The organism is Bacillus sp. FSL E2-8868, assembly GCF_038005505.1.
In the GTDB taxonomy this organism is placed as follows: domain Bacteria; phylum Bacillota; class Bacilli; order Bacillales; family Bacillaceae_G; genus Bacillus_A; species Bacillus_A mycoides.
Map to the genome: position 1 here is coordinate 391,362 of NZ_JBBOTI010000002.1, position 23,101 is coordinate 414,462.

Annotated in this window: 13 protein-coding genes and 2 other annotated features; of the genes, 3 read left to right on the forward strand and 10 right to left on the reverse strand. The window is 35.0% G+C overall.

All coding sequences use genetic code 11. The annotated features are described in order from the left end of the window. Positions 1-2: 2 nt before the first annotated feature. The 7 genes from NSS74_RS12970 to aspS form a co-directional block, all read right to left on the reverse strand. Positions 3-2,678: a tetratricopeptide repeat protein gene (locus NSS74_RS12970; RefSeq protein ID WP_340813720.1), complete on the reverse strand. Its 2,676-nt coding sequence runs from the start codon at positions 2,676-2,678 to the stop codon at positions 3-5. An 82-nt stretch (positions 2,679-2,760) separates the two neighbouring features. Beyond that, complete coding sequence (locus NSS74_RS12975) at positions 2,761-3,033, reverse strand: WXG100 family type VII secretion target (protein WP_002141592.1); 273 nt, start codon at positions 3,031-3,033, stop codon at positions 2,761-2,763. 127 nt (positions 3,034-3,160) lie between these two features. Further along, on the reverse strand, positions 3,161-7,168 hold the full coding sequence (gene essC / locus NSS74_RS12980) for a type VII secretion protein EssC (RefSeq protein ID WP_215601064.1): 4,008 nt from the start codon (positions 7,166-7,168) through the stop codon (positions 3,161-3,163). Positions 7,169-7,199: 31 nt separating this feature from the next. Then, positions 7,200-7,562, reverse strand: coding sequence for a hypothetical protein (locus NSS74_RS12985; RefSeq protein WP_002031623.1), 363 nt, complete (start codon positions 7,560-7,562; stop codon positions 7,200-7,202). 27 nt (positions 7,563-7,589) lie between these two features. Continuing rightward, positions 7,590-8,363 (reverse strand): hypothetical protein, encoded by a 774-nt coding sequence (locus NSS74_RS12990; protein WP_002031625.1) that lies wholly within the window; start codon positions 8,361-8,363, stop codon positions 7,590-7,592. Positions 8,364-8,374: 11 nt separating this feature from the next. Beyond that, complete coding sequence (locus tag NSS74_RS12995; protein ID WP_002031626.1) at positions 8,375-9,139, reverse strand: vWA domain-containing protein; 765 nt, start codon at positions 9,137-9,139, stop codon at positions 8,375-8,377. 201 nt (positions 9,140-9,340) lie between these two features. After that, positions 9,341-10,639, reverse strand: a complete 1,299-nt coding sequence (gene aspS / locus NSS74_RS13000; RefSeq protein ID WP_061688402.1) for an aspartate--tRNA(Asn) ligase — start codon at positions 10,637-10,639, stop codon at positions 9,341-9,343. A 114-nt stretch (positions 10,640-10,753) separates the two neighbouring features. Continuing rightward, positions 10,754-10,965, reverse strand: a binding site (T-box leader). Positions 10,966-11,215: 250 nt separating this feature from the next. Between aspS and NSS74_RS13005 the strand changes: the two genes are divergently transcribed. Further along, positions 11,216-11,692 (forward strand): hypothetical protein, encoded by a 477-nt coding sequence (locus NSS74_RS13005; protein ID WP_113770806.1) that lies wholly within the window; start codon positions 11,216-11,218, stop codon positions 11,690-11,692. A 136-nt stretch (positions 11,693-11,828) separates the two neighbouring features. On the opposite strand, the gene NSS74_RS13010 is transcribed toward NSS74_RS13005, so the two are convergent. Beyond that, positions 11,829-13,340, reverse strand: coding sequence for a M36 family metallopeptidase (locus tag NSS74_RS13010; RefSeq protein WP_063219642.1), 1,512 nt, complete (start codon positions 13,338-13,340; stop codon positions 11,829-11,831). Positions 13,341-13,668: 328 nt separating this feature from the next. On the opposite strand from NSS74_RS13010, the gene NSS74_RS13015 reads away from it, so the two are divergent. Continuing rightward, positions 13,669-14,253: a TetR/AcrR family transcriptional regulator gene (locus NSS74_RS13015; protein ID WP_002136053.1), complete on the forward strand. Its 585-nt coding sequence runs from the start codon at positions 13,669-13,671 to the stop codon at positions 14,251-14,253. A 1-nt stretch (position 14,254) separates the two neighbouring features. Then, the gene (locus NSS74_RS13020; protein WP_002189456.1) at positions 14,255-15,340 is read left to right on the forward strand and encodes a DUF418 domain-containing protein; all 1,086 of its coding nucleotides are present in this window, start codon (positions 14,255-14,257) and stop codon (positions 15,338-15,340) included. A 52-nt stretch (positions 15,341-15,392) separates the two neighbouring features. Here NSS74_RS13020 and ileS read toward each other — a convergent pair whose 3' ends face one another. Further along, on the reverse strand, positions 15,393-18,494 hold the full coding sequence (gene ileS, locus NSS74_RS13025; protein ID WP_149190448.1) for an isoleucine--tRNA ligase: 3,102 nt from the start codon (positions 18,492-18,494) through the stop codon (positions 15,393-15,395). A gap of 54 nt (positions 18,495-18,548) precedes the next feature. After that, positions 18,549-18,787, reverse strand: a binding site (T-box leader). Between the two features lie 98 nt (positions 18,788-18,885). After that, the gene (locus NSS74_RS13030) at positions 18,886-23,088 is read right to left on the reverse strand and encodes a bacteriocin-processing peptidase family protein (RefSeq protein ID WP_149190447.1); all 4,203 of its coding nucleotides are present in this window, start codon (positions 23,086-23,088) and stop codon (positions 18,886-18,888) included. Positions 23,089-23,101 lie beyond the last annotated feature (13 nt).

Sequence of the window (23,101 nt, forward strand, 5' to 3'; positions counted from 1 at the left end):
CTTTACTGAATCCAGCCGTTTGTTTTCATTTCTGTTAGTTTTTCTTGCGCCGCTCTTACTTCAGATTCATTTTCATTTGCTTGTACAGTTTTTCTTAAGAAACGACTCGCCTCTTCATATTTTTTCTGTTTGATTTTAAACATCCCAAATGCAAAATTCACATGCGCATTTTCATCATTTTGTGAATATGCTTCTGCGAAGAATTTCTCTGCTTCATTTCCTTGTCCCACTTTATCGTATAAAATCCCTATATTCACAAGCGTATTTATGTCGCGAGTCCCACTGTTGACAACTCTATTGTAAGCTTCTAACGCTTGTTGATATGCAGCATTACTCTTTGCACCATCTCGCGTTTCGTAAAATTGACCCGCTTCATAATACACAATTCCTAGCTGATTTAATAACTCTATATTTTTCATATCTTTTTGAATCGCCGCTTGTAATATGTGAGACGCTTGTTGATAATTCATTTCTTTCTTCGCACTATCAATTAGGTTTGTTTTATTCCAAAGCACATATAAATTTGAAAGTTCAATTGTATATATAGCATTCTTTGAATCCTGTTTAATAGCTTCTTTAAAGAAAGACTCCGCTTTGTCTAACTGCACAGTTGCAGTTGATAGTTGACCTTTTAAATACGAAACAATTGCCTTATCCTCATTTGTTTTCGCGCTCATTTTGAGAATAACATCTTCTGCCTTTTCAAATTCTTTCATTTTCATATGACTTACAGCTAAATCTCGCATCGCATCTTTTTTGTATGGTTCAATTCCTTTTGCATTATTCGCTAATGCTTGTTCAAAATTTAGCACTGCTTCTTGATATTTTCCGATACGGAAATTCGCTGAAGCTAATAGATAGGCAGCGTCATTATTTTCTTTATCTATTTCCCTATCTTTTATTAATTTTGTAATATAATCGATTGCAATTTTATTTTTCCCTTCAGCAACGTAAATCGTTGCTAATTGGAGGTGCGCCTCGTCTTTTCCCTTCACAGCAATCGCATGCCCAACAGCTTCTTCTGCTTTTGTATATTTTTTATCATCATAAGCTTGTCGTGCTTGTTCCATAAACTTTTGATATTTAGCGTTTGTTGTGTAGAAATAAAATAACGTTGAACCACCTATAACAACAACTACAGTTGAGCCAATAATCAAAATCCGTTTTTTATTCTTTTTCCACCATTTAGAAAAAGAAGACGGTTCACTTTGTTCATGCGTTACTGTAAGTGGTTGATTCGATGCTTTTGCATTTAAAATCTCATCATCTATATCATATTCCACTTGTTTTTTCGTTTGTTTCCGGCTCTGTAGAATGCTATTTGGAACTGTAATTGTGGCTGCTACTTCTTGCCGCGACTGTGTTCCTTGCTCTTCTTTTATCTCTTCAATAATGCTTTCAATTTCCTGTTTTAACGCATGATCAATGTTTGGAAATTGTACGATTCGTGAATAGACGAAACAAGCAAATGCTGCATTGTTTTCTCGTTCCAATTCAGTAGCTAATTCCAAATAATTTTGTAGGACCATTTTTTTATTTATTTCAGGCTCTCGACTCTCCATAGTTTGAATGATGTATGCGAGTTCTTTTTGCAGAGCTGTTGATGGATTGAGTGAATTGAAAATTATTTTATATTCATATAATGCCGCTTGTTTAAAGCCTCTCTCTTCTAACAATCTTGCAATTTCCAAACATTTTGATACAAAAAGAGAGTGTTCTTCTGCTGACTGCCTTTCCGCATCAATTTTTATTATTTCTCTCGCGCTATTAAATGCATCGTACCACTGTGCAAAGCTTGGACATTCTGCGAAAGAGTTACTACTCCATGCCTGCTTAAATAGTTTTGCAATTTCCCCATTCCATTGATTATGTAATACTTGCTGAAGTAACGTATATCTTTCACATTCTGTCTGCATTTCTTCCGTTTTAAAGTAACTTGCATCCGTCCATTTTTTATTCCGAGCTTCTTCACTACACCAACTTAATATTTCTCCTAATAAAATGGCGCCTGCAAATCGATCGACTTCTTTTTGCCATACTCCACTTTTTAAATACATTGGTGCGTAGCCCGCTGAACCAGCTGGCAATAACGAAGGTCTTTTCGTTTTTGGGCCATACATTTGCTCAACATCAACAAGTTCGATATAGTGTTGTCCTTCAATTGGATTCTCACTCAAGAAAGGTATGAGTACGTTGCTAGACGATAAATCATTATGAGCAACTTCATTTTCCTCCATCATTTTAAGTGTTGTAAGAAATGCTTCTGCAATAAAGAAACATTGTTCTTTTGATAACACTCGTTGTTCTTGTAAAATATCAGCCCAAGTTGGACCTTCAATCCAAGGCATTACAATACTATTAGCAAGATCTTCTGATTTTTCGATAGCAGATGTATGTTCTTCTGTAGTAACGATATAGCGTGAACATACTTTAAGACCCGCTAAAGAAGAAAGTGGTTTCAGAAATGCTAGTTGATGTTTTTCCTCACGATAGCGTTCCTTAAAAACCTTTAATGCAATTCGGTCCACACCATTTTCTTGTTGTAATTGATATACTGTCCCTTGTCTTCCTTCTTGACCATAGGGCATTTCAATACCAATTACAGCTGGGTGTTTCTCAAAACGATACACATCTTTATTAAGGTTAATTTTTTCTCCTACTTCTGGTCGGAATCCCATTTTATCCCCTTACTCTCGTATAGCAATTTTTCAAAAAAAGACCAGGAACAATAGCTCCCGGTCTTTTGCGATTGTTCTATTCTTAGTATGCGTTATCTGTGTTACGGAATTTATCAGCAATACGTTTTAAATCTGTAGAAATCCCCTCTAAAATTGGAATATATTGTTGCATTGCTTGTTTAGATTGAATAAATTCTCCACGGAATTTCGCTTGTGTTGCCCCAGCCCATTGACCTTCTAAACTATTAATGTCGCCCTCAAGTCTATTAATTTGGCTTTGAGCTTCTCCTGCTGCGTTTTTAAAATTTCCTGAGATTCTTTCAAGTTCTTCTGGTGTGATTTTAATTTCTGCCATCGTAATAATTTCCCCTTTCAAATCATAAATGATACAACAATTAGATTATAAACTATATTCATACAATTTTTAAAGGGTTAAATTACAAAAATATTCTATTTTCTAGTAATTTAACCCTATTTTAATATTATTTCACTTTTAATTCTGACCATTTTACACTAATTTTATCTGTCATGGTGCGAAGTAAATGTAATGGTGTATATGCACATTTTATTTTTATTGGCTTTCTACGTATGCAATATCCATCCCCACTTAACAATTCTTGATCCATTTCAGTATGAGGCAGTTTCATATTAAAGAAATACACATCGTTATTTTGTGTCGTCCCCAATAAATAACCAATACTTCTCTTTCTAATTTCTGCAAACCATTTTTCATGAGAATAGCTATTTAGACTAGACGTTGTAGCGGCTGTCATAAAGTGAATCCCTTTATTTTTACAGTTTTGGACTATTAGTTCCATTTTATTTTTTGCCTCATAATCAGTAGATAATATAGTTAACATTTGATCGATATCATCAATTGCAATGATTATTCTCTTATATGGAAACTCCTCTGTTGTGTTTGGATCTATTGAAGGCATTACTGGTTCTCTATTATTTATTAGCTCTAACAATTCATCTAACATTTCTTTTAATTGCATACCATCTGTAACTTTCTTCTTCACATGAGGTAAATCTCCAAGAGCTAATATACCTGTTGGTCTTTCACCAAGGTCTACTAAGTATAGTTCAACCTTTTCTGGAGAGTATTGATAAGTAGTGGTGAACAGAATCGTTTGTAATAGCGATGTTTTCCCGCCTTCTATTCTTCCACCGACAAATATATGGCTCATTTCGTCTAATGAAAAACTTTGCAAACGAATATCCTCTGTTTCAATACCTGCTGAAATTTGGGCAGTTTCTAATTGCTCAACCATATGCTCTACAAATATCTCTTTAGGTACCATTGGAATATTTTTTGCTTTTTCACCATTCCATTCCCTATTCATTTTTTGAATAATTGTTTTTAATTGTTGGGAGTACTCAAGTTCACTTTCACCAATAAACGGCAATGCTGCTTGGAATAATTCCGGCGGTTGCCCTTTCATTAATCCACGGCCAACAGGAACTTCAATTAATGGGAATTTAGGTCTGCCAACTAAGTTATGATATTCTGTTCCATCTTGCAATTCGAATGTAAGTGCCATCGGTATATTATTACGAACACGATCGAACATATCAATTGTTTGATTAAGGGAGAAGTAGAAATATACTCCGTATGTACTTGATTCACGCAATAATAATTCTAATACTTCATTTTCTTTCTCGAATTCATTTTTGAATCTTATATAACCATCTACCATTACTACTATAGCTGGTATTTTCTTCTCTACCATTCGGTTATACATAGAGAATGACTTTGCACCGATATTAGAAAAACTCTCTTTTCTATCAGTGATTTCCTTCTTCAAAAATCCGAATAGACGTTTCATTTTTTCATTTTCGCCTTCTTGTACAATCCCGCCTATATGAGGTAAATTTCTAAAATCTAAGAACATACGACCAAAATCAATAACATAAAAATTCACTTCTTCTGGTGTATGAGATACAGCTAAAGACATAATAATGGTTTGCAGCATCGTCGTTTTTCCTGTACCTGGCATACCATATATATTTAAATGCCCTTCTTGTAAATCTAACTTCAGAGGGAATTGTGCTTGATTCGCAACATCATCAATTAATCCTACCGTTACTTGTAAATATTCTTTCGGTTTATTCCACTCACCAATTGTCCAATCTTCCATAGCATAAAATTCTTTTAACAATAATTTTTCCGGTAATGGATCCAGCCAAGGTCCTGGTAATGCTTTAATATTTTCTTTTTCTGATACGCTCTGTACATATTGAATAAAAGCTTGAAGTTGTTTCGGACTATTTGTCATTGGTTTTGGACGCTTTTTCACTTTTATTCTTTCACCCGAAAGCTTAACTTCTGTAAAGTCAACAATATCAAGAACTTTTTCTTCATCTGGATTATAAGGTGCTCCGCTCCATGCAGATTGAAACAATTCTAACACTTCATTACTGCCGACTTGTAGGTATCCCCGTCCTGGTACATTGATTTTAGATGCGTCTGGAATCTTTAACATTTCACGACTATCCGCGTCATCTTGTACACGTAAACAAATTCGAAAACGCGAGTTACTCCAAATCTTGTCATTTACAACCCCCGAAGGTTTTTGAGTTGCTAATAATAAGTGAACTCCTAATGTCCTTCCTATTGCAGCGACACTAATTAGCTCGTCCATAAATTCCGGTTGTTCCTTTTTCATTTGAGCAAACTCATCAATAACAATAAATAAATGTGGTAAAGGTTCTTTTTCACGCCAGCTTGTTTCATAATATTCATCTAAATGCTGGACATTTCCAGCCTGAATGAATAACTTTTGTCTACGCTCTAATTCTGCCTTTAATGAAATTCTGGCACGCTCAATTAAGTTTGGATCTTCTAAGTTTGTAATAGATGCAATAATATGCGGTAAACCCGCAAAGGTGTTTGACATTCCGCCACCCTTATAATCAATAAGCATAAATGCCATCTCATGAGGATGATAGGTTGCTGCTAACGCTGCAATTATAGACTGAATGACTTCACTTTTTCCTGATCCTGTTGTACCAGCCATTAAGCCATGCGGACCATGCCCTTTTTTCTCTATCTTATCGTGAATATTTAGAAAAACAGGTTTACTTCCTTCTCTTACACCAATCGGGACTGGTAATGAAGTCGGATATCGATTTTCTTTCCATCTCTCGAGCACTTGTAACTCTTCCATGTTTTTAGCTTGAAACAAGTCTAAAAATGTTAATACTTTCGGAATGTTGGCTGCTGTAGAACTTTTCATTCGAATCGGTGCAATGCTTCGCGCTCCTAATTCACATCGTTCGAATGAAAGTCGATCTACTTTAAAACTAGCACGGGTTGTCCCGCTGTTTTCAGCTGAATTTGAAAATGTTTCTACTAACTCACCTTTTTCCCCATTTAAGCTAATAACAAGATCACATTCCATAGGTAAGCGTTCCCTTTGTTCTGCAAAAATAAATGTAGAAGCTCCGACACTTTCCCCTTCTCTAAGTAACATTGGAGTTAACGGATCATCCTCTAAAAATTCTCTCGCTGATAAGAAAAAGACATACATTGGAATTAAAGGAACTTTTGCATCCGCTTGCGCAGAAGAATTGTAGATTCTGCGCATGTTAAGTGGGGTAAAGAGTACTTCAGCTAGATTCTGCGCATCTTGTTGATTTTCAGATAAAAAACGCATACTTCTCTGTTCATCCCATACGTGAGGAAGCCACCTCATCCAATCCCACTGTTTTTTCTCCTTCTCATGATAAAAGGCTGCTATTTTCACTTCATTTGGTGCATGATGTGTCATAATTTGCGTCGTTACAATTCGAATAAAGTTTAGTCTATCTTCTTTATTTCCGACTACACCAATTACATCGTTTTTTTTCAAAGAAATTGAAATGTGTCCATTAGGTATCGTATTGAAATCCCTTTTCACATTTTGTGCTTCTGTAACTAATGGATTTTCTTCATAACCTTTCTGTTCAGGTACCTTCAATTCTACAAGAAATGGTCTCTCACCTGTTCCAATACGAATATCTAAAAAGTCCGGACTTTCAGGTGTTCGCTCCCATAAATTACTTTCTCGGTTTTCAATTCTTTGTACACTTTTTAATGGGCTTGGATTTTGTGTAATTAAATATTTTGCTTGTTCAACCTTTAACGTATCTAATTCCACTCGATGCTTTTGAATTTGCTCTAAGTATCTTGTTTGTAATTGTTCAACCATTTGACGATGTTCTTTCTTTTTACGGAAATGCCCCATCGTTGTAATTACATATGATCCCAACATTGGAATACTTGAAACCATCATTAATGGCATATAACTTGAATTCATCTTCATAAATTTCATCATTACAAAATATAATATCAATGTTAAAATCGTCATCATTGCTGGCAGTAACATTGTTTCAATTGAAAACTTCGGCTCCTCCGGTATATTCGGCGGATCATGAATAATAACATCCCCTGTTGGTATATCTACTTTCACACGCGGAGAGCGTTGAAAATACGGTGATTTTTGCACAAAACATTTCTCCTTCCCCATTCAAAAACTATTACTCAATGATTTTCCATACATAATCTTCTCTACTTGAAGATATATCTGGTTTAACAGGTTCATTATAAACTTCTTCTGCCGGCTGCATTTCAAAAGAAGGGATAATTGCCCCTTTTTTATATAGCATTACATATTGTCCATCCCAAACATCATTATCGCGCAACGTTTCATCATTTCGTATAGAATGCCATTCTTCTTTATCTTTTGCCACTCTAATTTCATAGATACCGCCCAATGCTTCGTCTATTTTTTCATGATGTAAAATTGCTTCAATAATTTGTACCGCTTTTACATCATTAGGAATTGCAATATCAATTTCTTCATTTGATTGCTTTATGTATGTCACAATAATCTCTTCCACATTTATTCACCTTTTTCCATCGTGTTGTTACCAAGAAATATCTATAAATGAAATATCATCGCTTGTCGGTGAGCACTGCGCCCTCTCTATTTCTTTTAAGACTTCCTCAAAGTTATACTGCTTAAGCGATACAAGTCCGTCTGAATGAATAACTATCCGGTTTACTTCTTCTCTGGATAATGTCTTTGAAAATACCTCCAATGCACCTCCAATAATGCCACGCTGTGTAGACCATCTTTTCTCTATATTTCTCTCAAACTTCACTACATTCGAACAATTCTTCTTATCTTGAAACAATTGTACAAATGAATCACCATGTACAACTATCGTTATTTGTACTTTGTCTTGATTTGGAATGAGCTCTATTTTCCCACCGATAAACATCGCTTCACTACCTTGTTTTCGCTTTTCTTCTAATACATCGCGAAGTAACCACGGTGTTTCTTCTGGCAATCGAAATGCACTCACTTCCTCTGAAGCTTCTTCTATCCAATTATTTAACTGTTCATCTAATAATGTAGGAATATCCTGTCCACTTTCTTGACACGTTTCAAACAAGTTTAATAACTTCATACCAAGAAACTCTGCAGCAATTTCACCGTGGAAAGACATCCCTACACCATCACATAAAACAAATATGAAACTAGTTCCATTATCTTGAAATACTAAGAAGTCCTGTCCACTCTCATTTAAATCCTGCGTTTCTTTTGCTCTGACATAGCTATATCGATAAGTAAAATGTTTGCTTTTCTTTTCTTGCAATACCGTTTCTTTCTCTTGCGATAGGATATATTTCACCATACTTCTCCCTCCTATCGAACCGGCGTTGCAGCAGACATTTGAAATCCAAGTGATACTAAATCCGCATTTGTACCAGGAAACATCATCACCGCACCATCTGCAATATGGAAACCATATTCAGTCATCATCTCACGATAGCTTTGAGGGATAGGCGATGAAAGTCTTTGCAACTTTGCACCATACTCATCTGTAATTTCTGTATTTGGCATAATCCCTTGCCACTTCTTTATGCTAGTAATTTGGTCTTGCATAATTTCATCTGAAATAAAAATGTTTTCAATTAGTACATTTCCATCAGGTACAGACATATCCATAATTCTTCGCACAATTAATTCTGGATCTTCACCAGTTGAAGCCCCATCTGTCATATGACAGACAACAGGAGCTGGTCCATCTTGTAAATTTGGTAATTCATTTTGTAATAACTTCTCCACTACAGAGAAAGCTTTTGCTGTATCAGTTAAGCGATGTGTTTGGATTTTTTCTAGCGGACGCAGTCTTGCTACTTCGTCGATTGTTTTCACCCCACCCAATAAATCAAAAACATGATCACTATAGGCTAAAATAGACAATTTATACCTCGGGAGCAAACGACTACCTTTTGTTGAACGGAATACCATTTGGCGAATTGCTAAAGAAAGAGCATCCGTTACAATATCAATTCTTCTTTTGTCTTCTCCCCCTGCATCCATCATTTGATTCATTGATGCGCTTACATCAAGAAGGTAAATTATATACGCTGGTGTTTGTTGTGTTGCTTGTGTTTGATATAGCATGTTTCATACCCTTCCATACATTATTATATGAACTATTTTTATATTCATATTTTATTATAACTTATGAATTTTCTTTTTCTCAATTCATTATAAAATTTTCTTGATATAATTTACATTTTTTCACACAAAAATCCATTATTATCTCCTTTAACTTATGTTGAAATGCATAAAACCCTTCTATAATATAGAAGGGTTTTAATGTTATGGCATAAGACGTGTACAATCTCTCGGAAAAGCGCTCGCCTCTCGTACGTTAGTTAATTCTAAAAGTTTATATACAACCCTTTCTAATCCAATTCCAAAACCGCCATGCGGTGGACAACCATATCGGAATGTATTTAAATAAGATTGAAATTTCTCTGGATGTAATCCTTTTTCTTTAAAAGATGCGAGTAACATTTCATGATTATGAATACGCTGTGCACCTGACGTTATTTCTAATCCTTTATATAATAGATCAAACGAATCCGTTATGGCTTCGTTCTCCTTATTCGGCATTGTATACATCGGTCGCGCTTCTTTCGGATAATGTGTAATAAAGACAAATTCACTATTATATGTTTCCTTCACATATTTCCCTAATAACTTTTCACCTTCTGTATCTAAATCCCCAATCGGCGATTCTTTCCGGTATTTATTTTTCAAAATATCTTGTGCTTCTAACAATGTGATTTTAGGAATTTCAGTAATGACAGGTACTTCTATTTGTAATAGTTGTAGTTCTTTCTCGCATGTTTCTCCTACTTGTTGAAACATATATCGTAAAACATCCGTTTCTAATTGCATCACTTCATAAAAATCATTTATAAATCCAAGCTCTACATCTAACGATATATATTCATTTAAATGTCGTGAAGAGTTATGATGTTCCGCCCGGTACACAGGAGCAATTTCAAAAACACGTTCAAGTCCTCCCGCTACCATCATTTGTTTATAAAATTGTGGTGATTGAGCTAAATACGCTTCTTTTTGGAAATATGAAAGCTTAAAAACATTTGCTCCTCCTTCTGCCCCTTGCGAGACAATTTTCGGAGTAAATACACGTGTGAAATCGTTCTCTATTAGAAATTCACTAAAGCTTTGAACGAGTGTAGATTTCACTTTAAAAATCGCAGCGATTCGCTCATGTCTTAATGATAATACCCGCTCATTCAATAGTTGATCTAAGCCAACCTGTAACTTCTTCTTATTTATTTCAAATGGAAGTTGTTCTGCACCATTTAATACTTTCACTTCATGAGCAAGTACTTCAACCCCTAATTCTGTTTTCGTTGTCGTTACTATTTCACCAATTACTTGGACGACACTTTCAACATCAACTTTATATCCAGCTAACTCGTTTTCTAATACACATTGAACAACTCCGGTACGATCCCTTAATAATAAAAAACTAACATTGCCTAGATGACGAATCTTTTTTACCCATCCTTGTAGTAATACAACCTTTCCGCTATGCTCCGTACATTCTCGTGTGAGTGAACGCTTCATTATTTGATCCATTATATTTCCCTCCATTAATTTTATTTTTATTTACGTTATTGTTATTGTTGTTGTCGTCGTCATCATCCACGTTCACTCACCTCCTTTCAAAGAATACAAAAATCCGCCCCTATAAATAGGGACGGATTTTTCCGCGGTACCACCCAAATTGTCATAATGACCATCTTAGTCCTGATAACGGTAGGTACCGTTTGCTTTTACTAATAATCACGTTCAAAGCAACACTCACAGGTGTCTTTCCATCATGCGGTATCGCAATCTTCCCAGCAACCGATTGCTCTCTGTAGACCCTTACATCATGTACTTTTCCTAATCATCACTTTTTATATTTACAGAGTATTCTATCTCTTTATTTTATAAAACGCAAGCCCTTTTAGAAAAATATTGCAATTTCTCACTAAAGAGACCCCTTCTAAAGATATGTAATATGAACATTGAACTCTATACAATTATCATTTGACAGCTTAGAAATATTTTATCTTTCTCAAATTCATCCAATTGCATTTTTCTATTTTATTACATAAAATCTGTATTTCCCACGCATATTATTATTAAAGTTTTATCGGAGGTGTACATATGAAAAAAACAATTAGTTTCTTTCTCCTATTATTATGCATAGTTGTAGTTAATGAAGCATATGCCTATTCACCAAAATCTTTACCAATCTCTCAAAATTCTGATCAATGGCAAGTAAATATTGATGAAGTAAAAAGAACGAGTGAAAAATTGTTGCAACCAAAAAAAGGTGTATTTCAAACATATCATTTCTCTGTAAAAAATCTCGGGAAAAGTGAAGTGTATAATGTACAAGTTGAAGTTTTTCGGAATGAACCAAATACGAAAACAAAGTATGAACTCTTTTCCAGAAAAGAAGGTCGTCTAGCAAGTGGAAAAACTGGATTTGAACATGCTAACTTCCCAGTTTCTACAAAAGCAGATGAGGTTGACGTTATCATTACGTGGCAAGAACATCCTTTCCGCTCTATGCGAAACGGTCAAAAAGTTGAAGCTAGAAAGTTTAAAGAGCATTTTGTTTTTAAAGAAGAAAAATAGTAATTTTGTCGAATCGCTAGTGTATGAAATGAATCGCCAATAAATTTATATTATCACTGATATAATTTAATTTACTAGTACCAGTCCTTGAACAAATTAAAAACGTCGTGGCTTATAAATGCCACGACGTTTTATATTAATTCGTACTAATTCCTCTCGCTGTCCAAATTCGATCAATTTCAGCTGCGTGTTGTCCGCCGTATAAAAGAGCATCTGCTTGCTTAATCGCTTTCGCTCCATCACGGAATTTTGCATTTGGCGTTAATGACCAATGTGATTGTAAAATAATTTTTGTTGCTACATCACGTCCAAAAACTTGCGCCATTTCATATTGACCTTGAGCCCATATTTCCCCGTCATTATGCACTTCATTCGTTATATCTTTCGGATATACTTTATTCGTATCTAATCGGCGTAAGCACGTCGGATCTGAACTAGAATACGCAGTCGCATCCCACTCTCCAATACATGCTTTTCCGTAACCTGTTGTGGATACTGCATCTTCATAAGTAGCACCTAAGAAGTCTCCAAATCCTTCTCCCATCGCTCCACCTTCTGGTGAACTTCCGAAGCCTGGTACTTGATTATCTTGAATAGAATGTCCATATTCATGCGCGATAATGCCCGCATCTTCTGCATCATCTACTCCGCCAGTACCGAAAGTTAAAGCTTTCGTTGATGGTGAATAAAATGAGTTATCATCAGTTGTACCATTTACATTCACTTTAATAGAACGATTATTAATATTGTTAATGCCTAATCCTTGAATGTAACGCTGTAATGTATCAATATGATAATATGACATAACATCTTCAAAACTATCATTTGCACGTGTAAAATTAAATTGTAAGTTTGTAGATTTCGTCTTCGCTTTTGAAGAAATTGTTACATACTCACCAATTAAAAATCCTGTACCATCTAAACCTTTTAACGTAACAGTTTTCAATTGATTCGTTAATGCTGTTGAATCTGCGTCATTATTGTCTTTTAATCCTGTTTTACTACCACTAGATACGACAGGATTAGGTAAAAATACTTTCCCTGTTCCTTCTGCTTTTCGGTTTATATCAACCTTTTTAATTAACTTTCCATTTTCCGCGTCAATAAATGTTTCCCATGCTCCGAAAGGTTTATTCGAATGGACTAAAACTTTGTATACTGGGATAGCTACTCCATCCTCAATAATATATCCAAATTCTTTCTCTGTAGGAGCCCATAGATTTTGCTCACTTTCTCCTCCAACATACGCCATTGATTTTTGTTCAGCATCTTTTTCACTAATCTTATTTGCTATTTCTTTCACACTTTGAACTGCCTGGTAATCAGACACAGCAAGTATTCCTTGTCCCTGTCCATTAAGAGTAACTGTAATTTGTTTTGAAAATACAGGAGCACCATTAACTACTTGTTGGAACCTAACATATGAAGCTACTGATGTTTCTGTTGTAGAAATATATTGTAAGTCTGAAAGGTCCGCCTTCAATCCATATTCCGTAGCATGTCCTTTTAAATATTCAATTGCTTTTTTTTGTGGTGAATAAGCTTCTAGCTTTACTTGCTGTTGTTTTTCCAATGCTGAAACTGTGGAAATTGTCCCCATTACTAATGGTACAGTCATTGCCATTGCCACCATTTTTTTGTTTAACATAAAACCACTCCCCCTAATAAATTGAACCCTTTACCCCATTCCTATAAGGCTATTACTGTCCACAAGTAACGAAATAAAGTGAATCTACGAGTAATTCTATACAAACAATTCTATTACCTTTACATTTTGGGTAAGTGAAATTTTCTCAATATTTATGTGTAAAACGAGAAAAATACTGTAGAAATATATTTCTTTTGTAAATTTCTTTACCTTATGCTTTTTAAAGTAATGTGTAAAAAAATAAGTTATTTTTTACCTAACGGTAGGTTGAAAATAATATTAATGAATGATACGATTTATGTAACCTTTTTTATTAGGAGGACTTATCATGAGCAAAAGTGAAGAAACACTCTCTTCCATAGTCGAAGCAAGTTATCGACTATTTGCCGGTCACGGCATTGCCAAAACGACCTATACAATGATTGCTGAAGAAGTTGGTATTGCCAAGCCATCTATTTATTATTACTTTAAATCTAAAGATGCATTAATTGAAAGTATTTTTAATGAATTATGTGCAGCGATGCAGTTCTCCTCATTCTTTCATACAGAAGAATTTACGAAAGAGAATTTCATTGAGAAATGTGTTGAAATTGGCTTTAAAATGATAGACGAACAACAGAAAGATCCTTATTTTAATCGTGTATTACAAGAATATGTATTACTATCTTCAAGAAACGATATGTACAAAGATCGATTACTAACTGTACAAACAGAATATTTAAACGGATTTGAATCGCTCCTAACAAAAGCAAATGAACTTCAACTCATTCAAAATAAAAATCTAGTTTCAAAAGCTCATATGTTAGCATTAGTTCTTGATAATATTGGGAATTTTATGATGTTACATTTAGATATGGATTATAAACAAATATGGATTGAAGCTGTAAATAGCATTTTTGAAAGCAGGGATTGAAGTGAATACAAAAAAGCGCATTATCGGCTTAGATTTTGCTAGAGCGTGGGCAATGTTTGGAATGTTACTAGTTAATTTCATGGTGATAACAGGGGCGGAAGGAAATGGACCTCCTCTGTTAAAAACCTTTATAACACTTTTTGAAGGTAGAGCTTCTGCCTTGTTTGTTATACTTGCTGGGATTGGCATAACTTTAATGACTAAATCATCTGTTGCTAGCCAAGAGAAAATAAAAATCAATACCAGCCGAATATTGATTTGGAAACGATCACTATTCTTATTTATTTTAGGATTATTATTGTATGTAATGGAATGGACGGGTGATATTTTACACTACTACGGCGTTTACCTTTTCATCGCTGCATTACTAATTACTGTACGAAGAACTATACTAATATGGCTTTCTATCATTATTTTACTTGCTGCACAATATCTCCAACTTACTTTCAACGCCTTCGAAGGATGGGGAGGCACAATCCCATTTATAAACTATATAGACTTTTGGACCTTAACAGGTTTTCTTCGCAACTTATTTTTTAATGGCTATCACCCTATTTTCCCATGGTTTTCTTTCTTCTTAATTGGTATGATAATTGGCAGATTAGATCTTCATAATAAAAATATTAGAGAAAGATTACTCTTACTCAGTATTACAATCACAATACTGACAGAACTTTTATCAAAAGGACTTACACACTTCTTTATTCCATACATCGGCAAAGAGGCAGCTACATTTTTGTTTAACACAGGACCCATTTTGCCCAATATATTATACGTCGCATCCGCTACAGGATCTGCTATTGCTATATTAATAATTTGCCTCTACATTGCTGAAAAATATGAAAATAATTGGTTTGTTACTTCCATTATACAAACAGGACAATTAACATTAACGCATTATGTAAGTCATGTATTTATCGGTATTGGCGCATTGATTGTATTAAATCGTATGGAACATCAAACACTACTTTTCGTTTTATTATTTGCTACTGCATTTTTCATTTTCAGTATTTTATTTAGCGTATTATGGCGAAGGAACTTTTCTAGAGGACCTATCGAATGGATTATGCGGAAAATAACTGATTAATTTATCTTCATACAAAAAAGGAAGTTGGAATGATTCCATCTTCCTTTTTTCTTTAATTAGCCGCGTTTAATTTAATTCGGATCTTTGTCTCACCTAAAGAAAGTTCATCGTCCTCATTCGTTAAGTGACCAAATGTAAATTGCTTGACGAGTAAGTTTTCTTCCAATAAATCTTTATGATTCGTTAACGTTTGCTGTAGTTCTTCTTCTGTATCAACAATTACATCCACTCGTAAATTAACCGGTAAATTCAACTGCTTACGATATTCTTGAACTGCACGAATAAATTCACGTGCTACTCCTTCTTGTAACAATTCCTCAGTTACATTCGTATCTAACATGACCGTATATTGACCGTTAGTCGTATTTGAGAATCCTGATTTCGCAACTTTCTCTACTAATACATCTTCAGCTGTTACAACTACTTCTTCTCCTGGTGCTACTTCGTAAACTGCTCTTTCTGTAGATACAAAGTGTTGTACTTCTTCTTTTGATAATTGTTTTAGCCAGCCATTTACTGCATTCACACTTTTACCAAACTTCGGCCCAGCCGTTTTAAAATTCAGCTTTAATTGATAGGACGTGTATTTCGTTTCATCGAGTTCAACATGGAACGCTTTTACATTTAGCTCATCCATGATGATATCACGATAAGATTCCCAATCCATATCATTTTCATTATGCGCTAGTAATACAAGTTCTGCTAACGGCTGTTTTACTTTTAATGAATGTTGATTACGGTTACTTCTTCCAAGTTCAACAACTTGTAAAACAGCATCCATTTCTGCTTCTAACTCAGGCTGGATAAGTGATTCGTTTACAACCGGATAATCTGCTAAATGAACGCTTCTTCCTTCTAAATTCAGATGAATATCCTCAGCTACAAACGGTGTAAATGGTGCGATTAATTTACTAATTGTTACAAGCACTTCATGAAGCGTTTCATACGCAGCTGCTTTTTCAGGATTCATACCAGATTCCCAGAAACGATTACGTGATCGTCTTACGTACCAGTTACTGACTTCATCTACAAGCGCCGCGATTTCACGAGCTGCATTCGTAAATTGATAATCATCAAGTGCTGTTCTCACTTTTTTCGTTGTGCTATGCAATCTTGATAATACCCATTCATCTAATTTCGTACGTTTAACTTCATACTTTTCTTTCGGATTATACTCATCTAAATTTGCATATAAAACGTAGAAGCTATATACATTGACTAATGTATCTACAAATTTAGATTTTGCTTCCAGTACTGTTCTTTCAGAAAAACGCTTTGCATTCCACGGAGCACTGTCAACAAGTAGAGCCCATCTTAAAGCATCTGCACCAAACTGATTTACTAAATCAACTGGATCTAGTGCATTTCCTTTACTTTTAGACATTTTCTGTCCTTCCTCGTCTAGAACATGCCCTAGTGATAACACTCGTTTATATGGTACTTTCCCTGTATATAGCGCTGATACGGCTAATAAACTATAAAACCATCCGCGTGTTTGATCAATGCCTTCTGCAATAACATCTGCTGGAAACTGTTCTTCAAATAACTCTTTATTTTCAAATGGATAATGATATTGTGCAAACGGCATGGAACCACTATCAAACCAAACATCGATTACTTCTGGTGTGCGATTCATTGTACTTCCGCATTTTTCGCAGCAAACTTGCACTTCATCTACATACGGCTTATGCAATTCTAAATCTTCAGGTGTTTCTTTCGTACTATGCTTTCTTAATTCGGCAATGCTTTTCGGTGCGAATTGATGATCGCAGCTTTCACATTCCCATACGTTTAAAGGTGTTCCCCAATATCTATTCCGGCTAATATTCCAGTCCACCATGTTTTCTAAAAACTTACCAAACCGTCCATGCTTCATATGGTCTGGATACCACTTAACAGAATCATTATTTCGTAAAAATGTTTCTTTAATCTCAGTTGTTCGGATTAACCAGCTTTCTCCTGCATAATAAAGTAATGGTGAATCACAGCGCCAGCAATGCGGATAGCTATGTTCATATTTTTCTTTATGATATAGTAACCCTTCTTTCGCTAAATAACGAACGATATCAACGTCACAATCTTTTACAAACTTACCTTTAAGAAATGGTACTGCATCCGTATACTCACCTTTCTCATCTACAACATGTAAGAACGACAATCCTTCACTTTGAACGACTTTATAATCGTCCTCCCCATATGCTGGAGCGATATGAACGAGTCCTGTACCACTATCTGCTGTTACAAAATCTGCTGCAATTACGTGGTACCCATTTGTAACTTCCTTCATCGGAAACGGTGCTGTATAAGATGTGTTTACTAATTCTTCGCCTTTGTGAACAGATAATACTTCATAGTTTTCTTTTAATACTTCTTGTACACGCTCTTTCGCAACAATGTATACATACCCTTCTTGTTTCGCTTTAACGTATTCCATATTTGGATGTACGGCAAGTGCAACATTCGCTGGAAGTGTCCACGGCGTTGTCGTCCATCCAAGGAAATATTCATTTTCACTATCTTTTACTTTAAACTTAACCGTTGCGCTTAAATCTTTCACTGTTTTATATCCTTGTGCAACTTCATGTGAACTAAGCGATGTTTGACAGCTTGGACAGTATGGAGAAACTCTATGTCCTTTATATAACAAACCTTTTTCATGAATCGTCCCTAAAATATTCCATACACTTTCGATATATGGATTCTCTAGAGTAACGTATGGATCATCCATATCTACCCAATATCCAATGCTCTCCGTAAATTCACGCCACTGCTTCTCATACGTGAATACACTCTCTTTACACTTTTGAATAAATGGCTCAATGCCGTACTCTTCAATCTCATGCTTACCTGAAATACCAAGTTGTTTTTCGACGCCTAATTCTACAGGTAATCCATGTGTATCCCAGCCAGCTTTTCTTAACACTTTATATCCAGCCATCGTTTTATATCTCGCTACTAAATCTTTAATTGCCCGACCAAGTGCATGGCCGACGTGTGGTAAACCGTTCGCCGTTGGTGGTCCTTCATAAAACACAAACGATTGTGCGCCTTCTCTATTCTGAATTGATTGCTCAAAAATGCCCTGTTCGTTCCACTGCTTACGAATACGTGTTTCTCTCCCTACAGCCGACTCTTTTACATCTACTTTCTTCATCTACAATCACTCCTTTGAATGTTTTAAAAGCACACAAAAAACCCGCCCCTATGAAGTAGGGACGGGTTTACCCGCGTTACCACCCTAATTCTATTAGCTTTTCACTAATAGCACTTAGCAACGTACTAATATACGCGTTCTTTGTAACGGTAAACATCCGTCCGAGCTTACTTTATTCAGCCACGGCTCCTCGGAGATGATTTTCAAATAACGTCTGCACACCGGCTTTCAGCAATACACCGGCTCTCTGGAGAACAGCTCACTATTTTACTCTTTCTCGTCTTCAGATTTGTATACTTTATTAAAAGTTATTTTATGCCATTAAACAATTAATTGTCAACTAATTCGAAATATATTTTTATTTATACCCTTTTTCTCTATTCTTATACAATTACTTTTCAAATTCTCGCAATCCTGCTAAATCTTCATCTTCCTCTGCAAGTTCAGCGAAAAATCCTGTTTCATCTTCACGAAGCACAATTTCAAGTTCATCTCTTGCCTCTTCATTTCTGTTTAATGATGTTAAATAACAAGCATGATCGTATCTTGCTAACAAGTCAGTAGCATCAATTGCTAATATTTCACTTGTTATTTTTTCTGCCTTTGTCGTTTGCCCAGCTCTATGATACGAAGATGCTAAAGCAAGAAGAATTGCCATTTCATTCGGATGATATACAGAAGCGTCTTCTAATAACTGAATCGCGTCCTCAATTCTCTCTTGACTTTGATATATTTCTGCTAAAGCAAGGAATCCTCTACTTACAAATGGTGTTTTCTCAATTAATTGCAAGTAAATTTTTTCGGCTTTTCTTTCTTCGCCTAGCTTACATAATACATTCGCTTGTAAAAGAAGAGTATCATAATCATCCGGTAGCTCTCGAACCATTTGTTTCGTTAATTCAAAAGCGTCTCGTAACATATCTTCTTCTTCACACTCAATGAAAAGATTTACAAGTTGCTTCGCTACATCATAATCCCACTTATTTTCTAACGATGTTTGTAAAACCTCTATAGCTTCTTTATTCATCGCCGCATTCTCATAAAATATTGCGAAACGCTGCGCTGCCATACTATTTTTCGGATTTAACTTTAAGGAGATTTCAAATAAATCAATAATAACTGTAATCATTGAAATTTCCTTCGCACGATTTTTCATACGATAAAATGCTCTTGTAAATATAGATTTTTTCGGTTGCTCATTTTGTTGCCTTTCTACTAATCTTTCGGCAACCGCAGTAGCTGCATACATAAACGCTGTACTTCTTTCTGCTTTTTTCACCTTTAGCGTATGAAGTACGTCTCGTATTTGGGATAATTTTTTATGTTGTTCCATTGCTTTTACGTACACACCAAAAATACGTTCACTTTCCAAATCTTTATGCATTACTTTCAGCGCAACTTCGATTGCTTCTGCATTCTGCTTTTTAACTAGCAATTTCGCATAATGATATAGTACTTCCACATGCGCTTCATCTATTTTCATTGCGCATTCGATATATTCTTTTTCTTTATCTATGTCATTCATCGCGCCAAACACGTATGCAATCGCATCTAAACGCCATGTTTCAGGAACTTCTTCCTCCAATTTTTCTAGTTCAACTAGCAATTCTTCCTGAAGATTCATTTCTACTGAAAGCTGCGCTAAATATTCCATATTTATATGCATTGGTTCTTCTTTCATCGCCTGGACCATATGATTTTGTTCTTTGGAACGATTCTCTTCTTTTTCGTATATTTCAGCAAGCTGCAAATGTACACCTAAGAAGTTCTTATCCATTTCTAAACATGTTTCATACGCATGCTTCGCTTCTTGAAATTGCCCTAACGCCATGAATGTTTCACCGATACGGAAATACGGCAATGAATCTTGTTTTTTCTTAAGTGCATCATTATACCGTTTTATCGCCTGATCATACTGTCCAATAGATTCATATAAAACACCTGCGTAACAACCGTATTCAATTACATCCTCTTTTTCTTTTTCTAACGTTCTTAAAAATGCTATGCCTCGTTGCACAAAAGCTGTGTCTTTTATTCGATTTACATACTCATCCAACACGCTCGCTATATTAGCGTATACGCTTCGTATACCGTTCTCTAATTTAGAAAGTGCAAGTTTTAACTCTTTTTCATCCTCACCTAATGCCATTTCAGCATCCCATAACACCATACCAGCATTCATAAGGAAATCTTGATTGTCTTCAAATTGCTTATTAATACTGACAATATAGTTTTTTGCATCCTTATATTGTTCCTTTGCCATATAAACTTGAATTAAACCGAAATGAGAATATACATCTTCATTATTTTCTTCTAAAGAACGCTTATATATAGTTTCCGCTTCTTCAAGTTCATCATTTTGAAAATGAAAATCTCCTAAACGAACATATAAAGACGCCTGATCTTCACAATTTTGAATTCCTTGTAATAGAATTTCCTTCGTATTTTTCTCATCATCCAAATCCGATTCATAGATTTCCGAAAGCTTCGTATATAAATAGGCTGCTGTTTTATCTAATTGAATCGCCACTTTAAGTCCTTTTACCGCCAAATACACTTTCCCTAAATACTGAGCACATCTTGCACGTTCATACCATATGTGCGCTTCATATTTATATTCTTTTAATAAATCATTAAAGAATCCATATGCTTCTTCATATCGTTCTAAATCTATTAAAATTAAACCGTGATTTACAAGTGTAAACCTTTCTGGACTACGTTCTATAGCTGTTAGAGAATACTCTAGCCCCTTTTCGGATTGATCCATATACATGTATGATAATGCTAAGAAACTCCACGCAACTGGTTGATCTGCATCCAATTGTAATGATGAACGAAAACTAGCAATCGATTCTGCATAATTATCTTGCTCAAAAGAATAACGTCCATTTATAAAATGATACAGCGCTTGATTGCTTTTCTTCTCCACACTTTGAAGCATCTGTCCTGCTTTTTCCATATCCTGCAGACGAATAAAACACTGTGCACTATGCAATTTCACAAAGTCAGAGCTCGGAAACTTTTTCATTAATTTTTCTATACAAAACTGAATAAAATCTTTATCTACTTCAGCATCTAAATGTTTAATCGTATATAACCAAGTGCTTGGATTTTCACTTGTTTCTTTTAAAAATAGTACTAACTTTTCAATTCCCTCTTTATCTTGCTCACCTAAATGATCTGTAAGAGAAAAGATTGTTTTATAATAAGTGTGTTCTTCCTCATTTAAAAATGAAAGTTGTTCCATTCTATCTTTTGGTATAAACGTAATAGCTAAACAATCTGTATAACGATATTTTTCTTGCAACTTATCATATTCCACAAGAATCGGTTCCAAGAAATTCGGATCTTGAATATAAAAAGCTTGCAGTACATCGTCATAACCAGAAAGCACTTGTACATGGGAAGCGTGCTCAATATCTATACTTAATAAAACGGGAATACCTTGATTGAGTAATCTCTTATAATTTTCCTCATTCCCTTGAAAATAACGATATTCGTAACCTTGCTCTTCTATATATGTAACTGTATCTGAAAACTTAGAACCTGTTACATCAAAAATATGTTGTGCAATTTCATCTTGCGTACGTTTTTCTCCCCATACCCCTAACATCATTTCCAAACTTGTCGGAACGCAATAGTTATCCTTTTGTACAACCGGAACTATCGGTAAACGAACCTTTTTTCCATCAGGATTTTTTTCTATATGATGATATAGAGAATTTTTCAAACTCTTTTCACTTTTCAATAGTGCTTGCAAATCGTGAATATTATTCATTTTATAAAATGCTTCTGCACGTAAATGTATAAAATAAGTTGTATATGCATGATGCGGAAGCATATGATTGATTTTATCTATTACCGCTAACATTTCTTCATAGCGCTCTAAATCTAATAAATATTTTACTTTTTCAAAATAGAAATATGGTACTTGAGGGAACTTTGCAATCGCATCATTAATGAGTTGTAACGCTCGCTGCTGTTCACCTTTATATGCATATAATTGCGCCAATAAGTACGTAGCTAACTCTTCACAATCTTTATGCTGCTGACCGAATAAAAGTTGTTCCTCGGCCTTCTCCCACTCACCAGTCTGTATATATAAGTAACCCCATTTATCAAAAACTGCACGCGTACTATATTTTTCCGCCTTTTGCATATAGGCATAGGCCTCTTCATTTCGCTTCATATCTAGCAAACATCTAACTAACGTAAAGTATGCTTTCGTTAAAACATCCGCATCAGTTTCTTCTTCATTTACCTTTTCCAAAGAAGCTTTTAACAATTGTTCAGCATCAAGGATTTTACGCTCATCAATTAATTCATCACAATATAAAGAGAGCGTTCTCATATTTGGGAATTTTTTATAAGTATAACGAATTAAAAAGGAGCTATATTGATGCATCAAACCTTCATCAGCAAGACGAATTAATGCATCAAACTCCTTAGCTGACGAGACGTTAGAAAGCCAGTTCTTCACGTATGATAACTTATTCGTTTCTTTTATATGCGCAATTTCATTATTTATCTCATGTAATCCATCTACGAATCTCTTTTCTTTCAAACAAATCTCTAATTGCTTAAAATCTAGCATGCATTCACCTCAA

What these genes read in the sequence shown, in the direction of transcription:
- aspS (WP_061688402.1), bottom strand. Translation starts at nt 10,639, where the DNA reads ATGGATCAAATAATGAAGCGTTCACTCACACGAGAATGTACGGAGCAT.
- NSS74_RS12990 (WP_002031625.1), bottom strand. Translation starts at nt 8,363, where the DNA reads ATGGTGAAATATATCCTATCGCAAGAGAAAGAAACGGTATTGCAAGAA.
- NSS74_RS13015 (WP_002136053.1), top strand. Translation starts at nt 13,669, where the DNA reads ATGAGCAAAAGTGAAGAAACACTCTCTTCCATAGTCGAAGCAAGTTAT.
- NSS74_RS12970 (WP_340813720.1), bottom strand. Translation starts at nt 2,678, where the DNA reads ATGGGATTCCGACCAGAAGTAGGAGAAAAAATTAACCTTAATAAAGAT.
- NSS74_RS13005 (WP_113770806.1), top strand. Translation starts at nt 11,216, where the DNA reads ATGAAAAAAACAATTAGTTTCTTTCTCCTATTATTATGCATAGTTGTA.
- NSS74_RS13010 (WP_063219642.1), bottom strand. Translation starts at nt 13,340, where the DNA reads ATGTTAAACAAAAAAATGGTGGCAATGGCAATGACTGTACCATTAGTA.
- ileS (WP_149190448.1), bottom strand. Translation starts at nt 18,494, where the DNA reads ATGAAGAAAGTAGATGTAAAAGAGTCGGCTGTAGGGAGAGAAACACGT.
- NSS74_RS13030 (WP_149190447.1), bottom strand. Translation starts at nt 23,088, where the DNA reads ATGCTAGATTTTAAGCAATTAGAGATTTGTTTGAAAGAAAAGAGATTC.
- NSS74_RS12975 (WP_002141592.1), bottom strand. Translation starts at nt 3,033, where the DNA reads ATGGCAGAAATTAAAATCACACCAGAAGAACTTGAAAGAATCTCAGGA.
- NSS74_RS12995 (WP_002031626.1), bottom strand. Translation starts at nt 9,139, where the DNA reads ATGCTATATCAAACACAAGCAACACAACAAACACCAGCGTATATAATT.